General features: G+C 72.0%; 8 protein-coding genes. 2 read left to right on the top strand and 6 right to left on the bottom strand.

Translation table 11 applies throughout. From position 1 onward, the window contains the following. Nucleotides 1–356 precede the first annotated feature (356 nt). Nucleotides 357–1,574 carry a hypothetical protein gene (locus WME79_RS15790; protein WP_437536082.1) on the top strand — a complete coding sequence of 406 codons (1,218 nt, stop codon included), beginning with the start codon at nt 357–359 and terminating at the stop codon, nt 1,572–1,574. Nucleotides 1,575–1,583: 9 nt separating this feature from the next. On the opposite strand, the gene WME79_RS15785 is transcribed toward WME79_RS15790, so the two are convergent. Next, nucleotides 1,584–2,468, bottom strand: coding sequence for a serine/threonine-protein kinase (locus WME79_RS15785; RefSeq protein ID WP_437539854.1), 885 nt, complete (start codon nt 2,466–2,468; stop codon nt 1,584–1,586). A gap of 766 nt (nt 2,469–3,234) precedes the next feature. Beyond that, entirely contained in the window at nt 3,235–3,657 is a 423-nt protein-coding gene (locus WME79_RS15780; protein ID WP_437536079.1) for a tellurite resistance TerB family protein, read from the bottom strand. A 194-nt stretch (nt 3,658–3,851) separates the two neighbouring features. On the opposite strand from WME79_RS15780, the gene WME79_RS15775 reads away from it, so the two are divergent. Then, entirely contained in the window at nt 3,852–4,895 is a 1,044-nt protein-coding gene (locus WME79_RS15775; RefSeq protein ID WP_437536076.1) for a serine/threonine protein kinase, read from the top strand. A 37-nt stretch (nt 4,896–4,932) separates the two neighbouring features. On the opposite strand, the gene WME79_RS15770 is transcribed toward WME79_RS15775, so the two are convergent. The 4 genes from WME79_RS15770 to WME79_RS15755 all read right to left on the bottom strand — a co-directional run bounded on the left by WME79_RS15770 (nt 4,933) and on the right by WME79_RS15755 (nt 13,016). Further along, nucleotides 4,933–6,333 (bottom strand): GNAT family N-acetyltransferase, encoded by a 1,401-nt coding sequence (locus tag WME79_RS15770; RefSeq protein WP_437536073.1) that lies wholly within the window; start codon nt 6,331–6,333, stop codon nt 4,933–4,935. Beyond that, complete coding sequence (locus WME79_RS15765; protein ID WP_437536070.1) at nt 6,330–7,466, bottom strand: D-alanine--D-alanine ligase family protein; 1,137 nt, start codon at nt 7,464–7,466, stop codon at nt 6,330–6,332. Before WME79_RS15765 ends, WME79_RS15770 begins: the two co-directional genes overlap by 4 nt. A 512-nt stretch (nt 7,467–7,978) precedes the next feature. After that, nucleotides 7,979–9,706 carry an ATP-dependent zinc metalloprotease FtsH gene (ftsH, locus tag WME79_RS15760; protein ID WP_437536067.1) on the bottom strand — a complete coding sequence of 576 codons (1,728 nt, stop codon included), beginning with the start codon at nt 9,704–9,706 and terminating at the stop codon, nt 7,979–7,981. Nucleotides 9,707–10,103: 397 nt separating this feature from the next. Further along, nucleotides 10,104–13,016 carry a PAS domain S-box protein gene (locus WME79_RS15755; RefSeq protein WP_437536064.1) on the bottom strand — a complete coding sequence of 971 codons (2,913 nt, stop codon included), beginning with the start codon at nt 13,014–13,016 and terminating at the stop codon, nt 10,104–10,106. Between the last annotated feature and the right edge of the window lie 186 nt (nt 13,017–13,202).

Raw genomic sequence — 13,202 nt, 5'->3', positions numbered from 1 at the left:
GGGGAAGCAGGTTTCAAGGGGAACCCCGCTGACGCCGCCCCGCGTCGCCCGCCGTCCAGCCTGCCCGCATTGCGCCGCCCAGCCTGCGCAGCCCGCTCGCTGCCCGCGCGCCCATCCGAGGCGAGCCCAGTCCGTGGGCCTGGCGCCCGCCTCTCACTCCATCCCACAGGCGACGCACAACGGACGACACGCACTGTTCGTGGGGCGGACAACCGGTATCGCGAGGGCATAGCGAGAGCGCCTTCTCGCGACGTCGCCAATCTCGCCAATCTCGCCAGGCGCTGTCCTCGACCGGCGCAACAGGGAATCCGATGGCGTTCGCGTGACAGCACGCGTACCATCACTCCGCTGTCGTTATGAACACACTCCGTTGCCCACCCGGTCTCCGCGCGCTCATCGCAACAGCCGCGCTGGTCCTCGTCGCCTGCTCTGGCGTGAGCCCGCCCGCTGGCGGGGCGGCCGGCAAGGGCGCTGGCGGCGCTGGCGGCGGCGGTGGGGAGAGCGCCTCCTCCGAGGGTGGCCACGGAGGACAGGGAGGCGCTCCGATCGACACCATGGAGTGTGTCGACGAGTGCCCCGCTGAGAGCGCTGGTATCACGATCGGCTGCAAGAAGCGCTTCATGTTCGGAATGAACTATGCGTGGCACAACTTCGCCGGCGACTTCGGCGGCATCGCCGCGTGGGACAAGCACGGCGTCACGGCCGAGGCGGAGACGCACGCGAAGAACCTCGCCGACATCCGCGCTCACGGGGCCAGCGTCGTGCGGTGGTGGATGCTGCCGGAGATCCGGGGCGAGAGCGTCGTCTTCGACACGAGCGAGAACCCGACCGGCCTCGGCGGGACGACGCGGCGCGACGTCCAGAAGGCGCTCGAGCTCGCCGAGCAGGCGGACATCAACCTGGTGTTCTGCCTGTTCTCCTTCGACAACTTCCACCCGACCCGGCTCGACGCCGACGTGAAGACCGTCGGTATCACCCCCATCGTGAAGGACGCGAAGCGGCGCGCGAAGCTGATAGACAAGGTCGTCCGGCCGATCGCCAAGGCCGTGGCGCAGAGCCCCTACCGGCACCGGATGGTCGCGTGGGACGTCATCAATGAGCCCGAGCTGGCCATGACCGGACCGAGCCCGGACGAGGGCCCCCGCTACGAACCCGACGCCCAGGTGGATCCGATCGAGCACGCGCAGATGGCGGCGTTCCTCGGCGAGACCATCCAGGCGCTGCGCGCGGAGAGCACGGCGCTCGTCACGATCGGCTCGGCGTCGATGAAGTGGGCGCGGTCCTGGCGAGACACCGACGTCGATTTCTACACGTTTCACATCAACGACAAGGTCAACCTGTACTGGCCCTACAACCAGTCGCCCGAGGACTACGGCATCACCGACAAGCCCGTCATCATGGGGGATTTCCCCATCGCCGGCCTGGCGACTGCCGCTTTGCCGACGCTCCTGGAGAGCTGGTACAGCCAGGGATACGCGGGCGCGATCAGCTGGGCTTACAGCGACGCGACCACGACCGAGCTCGAGGCGATCAAGGCCTTCGCCGACGCGAAGGGCTGCGACGTGAAGTACTGAGAGGCTCTCTCAAGACAGCCAGTAGTCGACGAGGGACGCGCCCGTCACGTCGTGGGCGACCCCGGCCGCGATCGCCCACTGGGCCAGCGCGCGGCCGAGCGCCGCCATGGTCGTGAAGCGCCCGTCAGGGTCCTTGGCCAGGCCGCGCTCGATGATCTCCCAGAGCCGCGGGTGCAGCTCGAGGGCCTCCGGGCGCGGCGGGGCGGCGCGCAGCACGTCGTGCACGATGGAGATGCTGCTCGGGCCGCCGAACGGGCGGCGGCTGCTCACGAGCTCGTAGAGCACGACGCACGCGCTCCACACGTCGGCGCGCGCGTCCGACTCCTGACCGCCGCGGACCTGCTCGGGCGCCATGTAGGCCGGGCTCCCGACCAGCGTTTCCCTCCGCTCGTTGCCCGCCGCCGTGAAGGCGATCCCGAAGTCGATCAGCTTGGGGACCGTGCGGCGGCCCTCGCGCACGAGGACGATGTTCGCCGGCTTCACGTCCCGGTGCACGACCCCCGCGCCGTGCGCCGCGCCGAGCGCGCCGATCACGGGAAGGAGCAGCTGGACCGCAGAGATGGGCGACATCGCGCCCGACTCGGCGAGCACCTGGGCGAGCGACCGGCCCTGGAGGAGCTCCATCACCGCGAACGGCTCTCCCTCCTCCGTGAAGCAGAGATCAAAGATCCGCACCGCGGCGCGGTGCGACACCCGCGCCGTCGCCTGCGCCTCCCGCATCAGCCGCGAGGCGGCCTCGGGGACGGCGCAGTCGCGACGGATGAGCTTCAGCGCGACATCGAGGCTCAGGGCGAGATTCCGCGCCTTCCACACGGCGCCCATGCTGCCCTCTCCGAGGAGCTCTGTGAGGCGATAGCGCCCCCCGAGGACGTCGCCTGGGGCGTAGCGCCGCAGCGCGGCGGAGCGGGGGTCGATCGCAGGAACCGCCCGGGCGGCAGCGGGGGGCGCGCCAGCAAGGCCGGTCCGCAGCGTGGCGGGCGGTACGCTCGCCGGGGTGGCCGGAGCGTCGCTCGGCGTCTCCAGCGGCGCGACGTCCCCGCCGTGACGAAAGGCCGAACCAGACGGCCGCGACAGGCGGCCCGACGTCCGGAGGTCGACGGGCTCGAACGGAGGGCGGTGAGAGGAAGGCCAGCGCGGAGACCGCGGCGAGCGGTACGCACGCTGAGAGGCTCGGCCCCCACTCGGAGGGCGGGATCGATTCGATGCGGGATCCATCGAGGCGCCATGTGGCGTCGTGGAGCTGTCAATTCGGTGGCTGTCCATGTCCTGTGCCCACACGTGCTGCAAGGAGCAGGCCGATGAAAATCGCCGCAGATCCGCCTCTTTCCCGCCCGTCGCGGCGCCGAGGTTGCGGTGTGGAGGCATCAGATCCGGCGCCCGCGGCCATCGGCTTGCCCGGGGGAAGCGCCGTCCACCGCAACGGGCGCGGCTGGCGCGGCTGTTGACCAGCGCGCGGCGCGCCGTCCGCCGGCGCGGTCCCGGGACGAGCGCGACCGATCCGCCGGCGCAACGGTCGTCGCACGGCGCATTCCCTGCGCGCCACACCGGCGCTCCACGGGTACATCGACAGCGGATGTCGGTCAGGATCGCCCGATAGCCAGCGAGGCACCGCGCGGGGCGCGCGCCGAGGTCGCCGAGGCGCGGTCGCCCCTCGCGACGCTCAGCGGGCGGAGCCGGGCACGACGCGCCCCTTGAACGCGATCGGCACCTCGAGGGCCCTGGCCGCCTCGACGAGCAGCGCGTGCTCGCTCTCGTGGATCACGCCGTCAGCGGCCACGAGGCGGACCGCCAGCTCGATCGCGGCCTCGCGCATCCGCACGTCGGGCAGGCGGACACGCAGCGCCGCGAAGCGGCCGCTCCTGCCTTCGTCGCGCACCGAGCGCTCGATGATCGAGATGAGCGACTCGACGAGGTCGGCCCCGACGCGCCCCTCGCTCATGGCCGCCACGTGCCGCGCGAGCTCGGCGCGCTCGGCCTCGTTGATGGATCCGTCAGCGTATGCGGCGAGGAACATGATCTCGACCATCGCCTCGAGCCTGCTGATCTCGAGGTGACGAAACGAAAGCTGCGTTTCTTCCATCATGAGGTCCTCAGGATAGCGTATCACGGCCGCGCTTGACACAGCGCCCCTGGGCCCGCCCGGCAACGGCGCTCGCCCGCGCGGCAACGGCGCTCGCCGCGGGGTAACGGCGCTCGCCGCGAGGCGACGGCCTCCAGGAGCGCGCCGCGAAAGTTCTCGTCGAGCGCGACGCCGGTCGGTGCTCAACTCTCCCCACCATGAGCACCACCACCCCGACCGACCTCTTCCTGTCGCTGACTCCGCACAAGGTGATCGAGGCCGTCGAGGCCGCGGGCGTCCCCTGCAACCGCGTCTGCTACCCGCTGAACTCGTTCGAGAACCGCGTGTACGAGGTCGAGCGCGAGGACCGCACCCGCGTCATCGCCAAGTTCTACCGGCCGGGGCGCTGGACGCGGGAGCAGATCCTCGAGGAGCACCGGTTCCTCGCGGAGCTCGCGGACGCCGAGATCCCCGTCTGCCCGACGCGCATGTTCCCCGACGGCGAGACGCTCAAGCAGATCGACCACATCCCCTACTGCCTCTTCGAGCGCATGGGCGGCCGCGCTCCCGACGAGCTCGGCGACGAGCTGTTCGTGCGCCTCGGCAGGCTCGCGGCCCGCATCCACAACGTGGGCGCGGCCAGCGCCGCCGAGCACCGCGTCCGGCTCTCCGCCGACACCTACGCGCGCGACGACCTCGGCTGGCTCGTCGAGCGCAAGCTCATCCCCGCGACCGTCGAGCGGCGGTACCTCACGGCCGCGCGCGCGGTCGCGGACGCGGCCGAGGAGCGCCTGCGCGGCGTCGACGTGCACCGCATCCACGGCGATCTGCACCCGGGCAACCTGCTCCTGCGCGACGGCGCGCTCCGCGTGCTCGACTTCGACGACATGGTCGTCGGCCCCGCCGTGCAGGACCTGTGGCTCCTCCTCCCCGGCCGCGACGAGACCGCCCGGCAGCAGCGCGAGCTCTTCATCGAGGGCTACGAGGAGCTCCGCCGCTTCGACCGCTCGACCCTCGGGCTGATCGAGCCGCTCCGAGGGCTCCGCATGATCCACTACGCCGCATGGATCGCGCGGCGATGGCACGACCCCATCTTCCCGAGGACCTTTCCGCACTTCGGCACGGAAGCGTACTGGCGCGAGGAGACGAGCTCGCTCGAGGAGGTGCTCCAGCTGACGCGCGACGGGGACGCGGGCGGCCCCGGCGGCGGCGCGGACGAGCCGCCGCCGAGCGGGGGCAAGTACTTCTGGGATCTGAATTGAAGCTGACCCCGCTGAAGGCAGCCGCGCGCGGCGTCGCTCAGAGGCGCTTCAGCACCAGGATCAGCCGCCACGCCGCGGCGTGCTCGAACGGCACGTCGACGTTGAAGTCGCCGAGCGTCGCCACCAGCGAGAGCTCCGGCACGCGCTCCGCGACGCGCCGCCACCCGGCGAGGTCCGGGACGTACCACGTCGCCTCCTGCCGGATCGACGAGAGCTCCCTCGGCGCGCCGCCGTTGCGCCGGGCCGAGCACACCACCTCGAGGGTCACGGGCACCACGCGATCGGGCGTCGACCGCTCGATGTGGATGCGGAACCGCGCGTCGATCGACTGCTCGCCGCGCAGCTCGGTCCACTCCGTCCTGTTCACGCCGGACGGCGTGAGATCGGTGGGGTGGGTCGCCTCGATGACGTGGACGCCCCCCGGCAGGAGGAGCGAGGCGGCGAGCCGAAGGTGGCGCTCGAGCGCCGCCGGCGTGGCCAGCTGGTGGATCGCCGAGAGCGGCACGAACGAGAGATCGACCGGCGCGACGTCCGGGCGCTCGTCGAGCTCCGCGCACGAGAAGCGGATGCCCGCCCCGGCGCCGCGGGCGCACGCTGCGCGCTCCGCAAAGGCGATCATCGCCGCCGAGCCGTCCGCGCCGGCGCAGCCGACGCCGAGCTCCGCGAAGGCCTCCAGGTGCCGCGCGGGCCCGCAGGCCCACGAGAGGACGCGCTGGACCGGGCGGCCGCCGAAGCGGCGCGCGCACGCGAGCAGGAAGTCGCGCTCGGCGGCGTAGTCGCGGTAGCCGAACGCCGCGTCGTAGAGCGCAGGCTCGCCCGGCGGAGGCGTATCGCTGCGCGCGGCCGCCTCGCCGCGCGCAGGCGCCTCGCCGCGCGCCGGTGCCTCGCCGCGCGCGGACGTCTCGCCGGCCGAGGGCGCCGCCGAGGCGCGCGCCGGGGCGACCCGCTTCGTGTAGATCATGAGATCGTCGCCCGGGGCGTAGAAGTCGTCGAGGACCGCGGCCCGCGTGAACTGCACCGCGTCGTAGAAGCGCACCGCCGCGCCGTGCCCCTCCCGGCTGCCGGTCTCCACGCGCACGAGGCCGCCGCCCTCGCGCGCGATCTCGCTCTCCATCGTGGACACGAGCCCCCGCGCCACCCCCGACCGGGAGAAATCAGGCGAGGTCGCGATCCAGTACAGGTCGTACGTGGACTGCGTCATCGGCGTGCGGCCATAGCAGAGGTACCCGAGGAGCCGCGGCGCCCCGTCGCCGCCCGGGGCGCCCTGGAAGCTCAGCACGAACCGGTAGCCATAACCGTCCGTCGAGGGCTGGCTGAGCGTCACGTCGACGAGCTCAAGCGCCACCGCGCGCTCGTCGTCGGTGAACGCCGGGACCGACTCGAGCAGCGCCGCGATGAGCGGCCGATCTTCCGCGCGGAGGCCGCGCTGGCTGATCACGGCGCCTCAGGGGCGGCGGCGAGGGCGCCGCGGGCAGCGGAGCGCGCCGCGGCGCGGCCGCGCGCCGGCGCGCGGCCCCGCGCGCGGAGCAGATCGTCGTGGCGCGCGCCGCGGGCGAGCGCCGCGCGGAGGATCTCCCAGATGACGTCGGCGTACGACAGGCCGGCGCGCGCCGCCGCCCGCGCGAAGCCGGCGTCCGGCGAGAGATCGCAGTTCGGGTTGACGTCGATGACGTACGGCGTGCCGCGCTCGTCGAGCCGCACGTCGACGCGGCCATAGTCGCGCAGCCCGAGCACCTCGAAGGCGCGGCGGCCCACGGCGACGACCCGACGCAGCTCCAGCGGCCGCAGCACCGCAGCCGAGGAGGGCGTCCCGATCGACGCGGCGGTCTCCGGGCGCCACTTCGACTCGTACGTGACCACGTGCGGGTGCCCCTCGGGCAGGCCCTGGAAGGTGATCTCGCCGGGCGGCAACACGCGCGGCGTCGGCCACCCGAGCAGCGAGACCGAGATCTCCCGCCCGTGCACGTAACGCTGCACCACCACGGGCTGGCGGCACTGCGCGACGACCGCGGCGACCTGGTCGCGGAGGGCCTTGCGATCGTGGACGACCGAGCCCCGATCGATCCCCATCGAGCCGTCCTCGCGCTCCGGCTTGACGATGACCGGGAACGCGACCTCCGGGATGTGATCCGGGCATTCGACCCGCACCGTCGCCGGCACGCGAACGCCGGCGCGCGCGAGGATCCGGTTCGCCTCGGCCTTGTGCAGGCAGCTCCGGAGCGCGACGTGATCGCTGCCCGTGAAGCGGAGATCGAGCCCCGCGAGCAGCCACGCGCACATGACCTCGTGGCGGCTGTCGCCGTCGAGCGCCTCGCACAGGTTGAAGATCACGTCCGGGCGATGGTCGCCGATGGCCGCGAGCACCTCGCTCGGCCGGAGCACAGGCCGGTGCGCCACGCGCACGCCCGGGGCCGCGGCGAGGGTCGCGAGCACGCTCTCCGCGACCACCGCGCTGCCGTCCTCGCGACCCATCCGGAGCCGCCCGCTCCCCACCCGCTGCGCGAGTGGCGGCTCGTCGACGGCTTCCTCCGGATCTCTGTTGGACAGGATCAGTATCCGAGGCTCAGGCACCGCACGCCTCCGAGCCTACGCGGGGCAGGAGAGCCCGCGACGGACGCGCCGAGCTCAGGGAGCGGCCGGAGAGAGGCCTGGCCATCGGAGAACGCTGAGAGGGTGCCCTGTCGAGAGACACGCGAACGAAACGGAATCCATGCATGCAAGTGGCCACACTTCACCAGCTTGCCCGGCAATCGCAAGGGGAGATTTGCCCTCTCCGGACGGAAAGGAAGGCGCGACGCGCCGCGGCTCAAAGCCCCGCGCTGGATCGGATCCGGCGCGCGCGGCCGGGAAGCGAGCTTTCCGAGCACAACGTATCTCGGACAACAGGCTCTTCACACGCCAGCCACACGCGCGGGAGCGTCGGAGACGAGAGGAGACGGCTGGGCTGCAGGGGGATGGTTCGAGTCCGGCGGGCGAGAGGGGAGAGCGGAGAGCGCCGGACGCGCTCGCGGCGAGCGGGGCGGCCTGTCGCCGAGGACGCCAGAAAAGGACTTCCCTTCCCGGCGTCCTCGAGCCTCCGCCGGTCAGGCGGCCTGGCCTTCGGGGCGCGGCCTGCGATCGGCCGGGAAACAGGCCTGGATCTCGTCCACGCCGAGCGTCTCCTTCTCGAGGAGCGACTTGACGAGCGCCTCGATCTCGCCTCGCCGGGAGCTCACCATCTCGATGGCGCGCGAGAGCTGCGCTTCCGTGAGCGCCCGCGCCGTCTCGTCGACCCGGTCGAGCAGGGCCGGGCTCCGCGAGGGGTGCCCGTCGCCGACGCAGATGGGGCCGAGGTGGCTCATGCCGAGCTCCGCGACCATCTTCCACGCGATCGTCGAGGCGCGCTGGATGTCGTCCGAGGCGCCCGCCGTCATCGTCCCGAGGATGACCATCTCGGCGGCGCGGCCGCCCATCAGCATGCAGATCTGATCCTCGAGGTACTCCTTCCGGTACATCAGCCGATCCTTCTCAGGCAGCGCCTGGGTCACGCCGAGCGCGCGGCCCCGCGGCAGGATCGACACCTTGTGCACAGGATCGCAGCTCGGCGCGAGGAGCCCGACCGCGACGTGCCCGGCCTCGTGGACGGCTGTCGCATAACGCTCGTCCTCGTCGACAAGCACCCCCTTGCGCTCGAGCCCCATGAGCACCCGGTCGCGCGCGCGGTCGATGTGCGTCGGGTCCACCGCGTCGGCGCCCTCGCGGGCCGCGAGGATGGCCGCCTCGTTCAGGAGGTTGGCCAGATCGGCGCCCGAGAAGCCCGGCGTACCGCGGGCGATGTAGCCGAGGTCGACCTCCCCCTGGAGCGGGATCGGCCCGGCGTGAACGTTGAGGATCTCCTCGCGGCCGCGCACGTCGGGGAGCGGCACGGTGACCTTGCGGTCGAAGCGCCCGGGCCGGAGCAGCGCCGGGTCGAGCATGTCGGCGCGGTTGGTCGACGCAATGACCACGATGCCGGTCTCATGGTCAAACCCGTCCATCTCGACGAGCAGCTGGTTCAGCGTCTGGTCGTGCTCCGCGGAGGCGGAGTCGCCGTGCCCCTTCGCGCGAGCCCGCCCCACGGCGTCGATCTCGTCGATGAAGACGATGCACGGCGCGGACTTGCGCGCCTCGGCGAAGAGCGCGCGAACACGGGAGGCGCCCACGCCGACGAACATCTCCTGGAAGCTCGACCCCGACGCCGAGAGGAACCGCACGCCCGCCTCGCACGCGACGGCACGCGCGAGCAGCGTCTTGCCGGTCCCGGGCTCGCCGGTCAGCAGCACGCCGCGCGGCGGGCGGCCGCCGAGGCGCGCGAAGCGATCGGGGCTCTTCAGGAACTCGACCGTCTCGGCGAGCTCCTGCTTGACCTCGTGCATCCCCGCGACGTCGGCGAAGCGCACGGCCGCCCGCGCGGCCCCTGCCTTCACGTCGGAGAAGACCTTCGGGCTGCGCCGCCGGCTCACCGTGAAGAGCGCGAAGCCGACCGCGGCCAGCACGACCACCGGGAGCACCGCGGACGCGGCGCGCGACGGATCCTCCCGAGAGGCGAAGTCGACCGAGGCGCCAGCGCCCGCGAACCGGGAGACCAGCTCCTGCCGGAGCGTCGGCTCGTCGACGACAGCCGTCACCACGGCGCCGCCCGCCTGACGCACGAGGAAGCGATCCCCGCTCACCTCGACCGCGGTCGCCTGCCCCGCCTGCGCGATCTGGAGGAGCTCGGTGTACGTCGCCGCACGCTCCTCGGGCGCCGCGCGCAGCGCGAGCCCGAGCGTGACCGCAAGCACCACCCCCATGAACCCAAGCACCCAAAGCCGGCGCCCCGCGGGCCCCAGCCGCTTACCCACCTGCAAGAACCAGGAATTCACTGCTGCGCCACCTTACTGCTCCGGCGTCGGGCCGGAGCGGATCTCAGGTGTAGCAAGGATACGAACCTCAGGAAGTTCCTTCTGCAATCATTCTGACGATCTGAGCCGTAGAAACCTGCGAAAGGATGGCAGCACCGCAAAACGAAATAGGGAGAACGGACAGCGACAGGACAAACGTCTCTTCAACCTTGGGAGGATCGGGAGGACCGATTGACGAGCTCGACGTTCGCGGATTGACGAGCTCGCCTGAGAGCCCCCTTCTCGGGATGCGGTCGCCGGTGGAGCAGAAAGCAGGAGAGAGGGGCAGAGAGGCGCTGCCTGCGCGCTATGCCCCGGCGGTTCGCGCGAACTCGGGCGCGAACGGCAGCGAGAAGCGGAATGTCGTCGCGCCGTCGGGGCTGCTCGCGACGGAGATGCTGCCCCCGTGAGCCTCCACCAGGCCCTTCGTGATGTAGAGGCCGAGGCCAACGCCGCGGACGCTGCGCGGGACGGCGTCGGGCGCGCGCGAGAAGCGCTTGAACAGGTGCGGGAGGGACGCCTCCGGGATACCGCCGCCCCAGTTGGTCACCGCGACGTGCGCGCTGGCCGACCCGGCGTTGACCGCGACCACGATGTCGCCCTCCGGTCGACCGTACTTGGCCGCGTTGGAGAGCAGGTTGGTGACGATCTGCTCGAGCCGCCCGGGGTCCGCCAGGACGGCGGGCACGTCGCCCTGCACCACCAGGCGCACGGCGTGGCCCGCGGTCACATCGGCCGATTTCTCGAGGATCTCGCCGAGCTGCGCGCAGAGATCGACCGGCGAACGATCCAGCGTGAGCTGCCGCGCCTCGATGCGCGAAGCGTCGAGCAGGTCGTCAATCATGCGGCGCAGCCGCTCGATGGACGAGGTGATCCTGTCGAGCTGTTTTCGGCAGTCCGCGACGGGCTTCTCGCCGGCCGCGCGACCCAGGAGCTGGCTCGCGGTCGCGATCACCTGGATGGGTTGGCGAAGATCGTGAGCGATGACGCCGATCCACTCCCGGCGCTGCCGCTCCATCTCCTTGAGCACCGAGATGTCCTGGAAGACCGCGACGGCGCCCTGGAGCTCGCCGTCGTCCGAGCGCACCGGCGCGGCGTTGACCAGCACGGGCACGAAGCCCGCGTCGTCGCGCCACAACAGCCCCTCGGCGCCCGTCACGACCTCTCCGCGCTGAAGGGCCCGGATCAGCGGGCGCTCGTCCCAGGCGAGGGGCCTCCCCGTCGGCGTCCTGTGCTCGAAGCGCACCGGGTTGCCCCAGGGATCGGGGTTGTCCGCGGCGCTGGACGCGTACTGGAGCGCGACCCTGTTGCACGTGATGAGCCGCCCCTTGGTGTCGACCAGGATCGCCGCTTCAGGCAGCTGCTCGACGACCGCCTCGAGCCGCTTTCGCTCGTTCGCCTCGGCCCGGTACAGCCGCGCGGTCTCGAGGACACCGCAGGTCCGGTCGGCGAGCAGCTCCGCGACGCGCTCGTCGTCCTCGGTGAACGACGGGAGGCCGGGGCGCTTGCCGAGGTACAGGTTGCCCACGCTCCGGCCGTGAAACCGAAGCGGCACGCCCAGGAATGCCTCGATCGGGTGGTGGTGCGGCGGCAGGCCGATATAGGCGGGGTGCGCGCGGACGTCGGCGAGCCGGATCGTTCGGCCCTCGCGGACCACCGCGCCGAGGACGCCCACGGGCCGCGGGGGCGCGCCGATCTGTGCGATCCGCTCCGCAGGGACTCCGCTCGGGACCCAGGCGTCGAACGGCCGCTGGCCGTCCTCTCCGATGCCAAGCGCCGCGTAGTCGGCGCCCACGATCTCCTTCGCGTGCCGCGTCAAGACCTCCAGTACGGAGCGCACCCCCGGCTCGGAGCGCGGCAGGTTCGCCAGCGCCTCCGAGACCGCCGCGCTCGCGGTGCCGATGGCCTCGAGCTGCGAGCGGATGCGCCGCTCCGCCTCGTGCGCGCTCGCGATCTCGGCCTCCATCGCCTTGCGGCTCCCGATGTCGCGGCAGATCATCGAGACGCCGGTGACGCGGCCCGACGCGTCCACGATCGACGACACCGTGACCTCGATATCGATGCTCTCGCCGCCCTTGGTCCGGCTCACGGCCTCGAAGCGCTCGACGCGCTCGCCGCGGCGCAGGCGCGCGAGGACGGCCTCCGCCTCGCCGGCGCGCTCGGGCAGGCACAGGAGGGGCAGCTTCTTCCCGATCGCCTCGCAGATGCAGTAGCCGTAAAGGCGCTCCGCCGCCGGATTCCAGCTCAGGATGGTCCCGTCGAGGGAGATGCCGATCACGGCGTCGTCCGAGGCCTGCGCGACGGTCGCGAGGAAGACGCGCGCCTCCTCGGCGCGCTGCCGCGCCTCGTCGAGCAGGTTCATGCGCGCCGCGCTGACCCAGAGCATGGCCCCGAGCAGGAGCGTCGTGATGGCGGAGGCGAGCGATAACGACGCTGCGATGGGGTATGCCCCGCGATCCGCGCCGAACAGGAACAGGCGGCCGATGACGAGCGGAACGAGGACGACGTAGGGCAGGAAGCGCCGCAGCAGGATGCCTCCGGACCGGCTGGCCGTCAGCGTGGCGAACGCCGTGCAATCGGGCCGCGCCATGAGGAGCCCGGCGCAGAGGGCGAGGAACGCGATCGCCGCGTGGATCGCCATGCCCGTGAACGGAAATAGCGGCGGCAACCCGTAGAAGTAGCCGACGCCGAACACGTAGCCGGTCAGCGCCGTCAGCGCGAGCGCCGCGGCCAGGAGCGCGCTCCATTCCGAGATCAGGCACGCTCGCCGCGTCTTCACGCGCAGCGAGAGGAGCGAAGAGCCGATCAGGACGCAGCAGAGCGCGGTGTTCGGCGGGGGCCTGCCGGGGAACTTGCTCGGGAAATCCACGCGCCCCGCGAACAGCACGCGATCGATGCCGAGATCCCAGGCGAAGATGTACTGAGCGAGGACCGCGAGGCCGAGCGCGAGGATGACGGCGGCGCACCCCTGGCCCAGCCAGCGGAGCGGCGCCGGACACTCTCGCACGCCCAGCGCCCAGAGCGACACCCCCGCCAGAATGAGGGCGAAGGCGGTGTTGGGCACCATGCGCGGCAGGCCGGCCACGATGGCAACGAGGGCGGTCGCCCCGATCCACCAGCCGAGCAGGGTCACGCACCCAACGGCGAACGAACAGGTCGCTGCGATGACGACACCGCGCCGCGCGCTGCTCGACGACGCCATCGCCTCGGCGCCTCTCATCGGGTCCTCCCGACGGGAGCATAGTGCCGGGCCACCGGGACGGCGCGGCTTCACACGCGCAATTCAAACGCGCAAACCGGCCGGCGCACGCGCTGTCCGACCCAGATGGATCAGGGCGCTCCAGCGCGTGCCGACCTCATCCGCCATGCAGAACGCAGCAGGGCAGCGCGTCTCAGATCGGCCGCG

This window comes from Sorangium sp. So ce726, from assembly GCF_051521405.1.
GTDB lineage: Bacteria > Myxococcota_A > Polyangia > Polyangiales > Polyangiaceae > Sorangium.
The sequence above is the reverse complement of the archived record's forward strand: the minus strand, read 5'-3'. Positions and strand labels throughout refer to the sequence as shown.

What these genes read in the sequence shown, in the direction of transcription:
- WME79_RS15790 (WP_437536082.1), top strand. Translation starts at nt 357, where the DNA reads ATGAACACACTCCGTTGCCCACCCGGTCTCCGCGCGCTCATCGCAACA.
- WME79_RS15780 (WP_437536079.1), bottom strand. Translation starts at nt 3,657, where the DNA reads ATGATGGAAGAAACGCAGCTTTCGTTTCGTCACCTCGAGATCAGCAGG.
- WME79_RS15775 (WP_437536076.1), top strand. Translation starts at nt 3,852, where the DNA reads ATGAGCACCACCACCCCGACCGACCTCTTCCTGTCGCTGACTCCGCAC.
- ftsH (WP_437536067.1), bottom strand. Translation starts at nt 9,706, where the DNA reads ATGGGGGTGGTGCTTGCGGTCACGCTCGGGCTCGCGCTGCGCGCGGCG.
- WME79_RS15755 (WP_437536064.1), bottom strand. Translation starts at nt 13,016, where the DNA reads ATGAGAGGCGCCGAGGCGATGGCGTCGTCGAGCAGCGCGCGGCGCGGT.